At 38.9% G+C, this 561-nt stretch carries 1 protein-coding gene; it reads left to right on the forward strand.

Annotated features, from left to right (window positions below; translation table 11 throughout):
• Positions 1-338: 338 nt before the first annotated feature.
• The coding region (locus D1841_RS18405) for an AAA family ATPase (RefSeq protein WP_166554405.1) at positions 339-561 on the forward strand (223 nt) is incomplete at its 3' end.

Consider the following 561-nt stretch of genomic DNA (forward strand, 5'->3'; position numbering starts at 1 on the left):
GATCTTTGTTGCATACGTTTTCCATGGTTTTGTTGCACTGCATGATGTAGCGGAACAGACGCAGGCGAACGGGATGTGCCAGTGCATCGGACACGTCTGCAATCATTTCGATGTCTTTTTCGTCAAAGTCCTGTTCTTTTCTAATTCTCATAATGAATGTCCTCCAAAGTTTTAGATTGTCAAATACCAATATACAATAAAACGGTCAAAATAGCAAGGAATGTGTCGAAAAAAGGTGGTAGAAACAGATGAAAGGCAGATAAAAGAATTTGTTTTATTGTCTGCTTGTGAATTTACAATTTTTCACGTATACTATAGATACGAGGAGGAGATGGCGAATGGATAAGAAGAGAATCCCTATTGGATTTGAGGATTTTAAAGAGATTAGAGAAGAGAACCTGTATTTTGTGGATAAAACAATGATGATACAGGAACTATTGGATGGCAGCAAAGTGACCTTGCTTACAAGACCGCGCCGGTTTGGAAAAACTTTGAATCTTTCCATGGTACGCCGTTTCTTTGAAGATGAGAGAACGACGGAAGGTGAGAAGATAGATAATC

Source organism: Neglectibacter sp. X4 (assembly GCF_009917365.1).
In the GTDB taxonomy this organism is placed as follows: Bacteria; Bacillota; Clostridia; order Oscillospirales; family Acutalibacteraceae; genus Acutalibacter.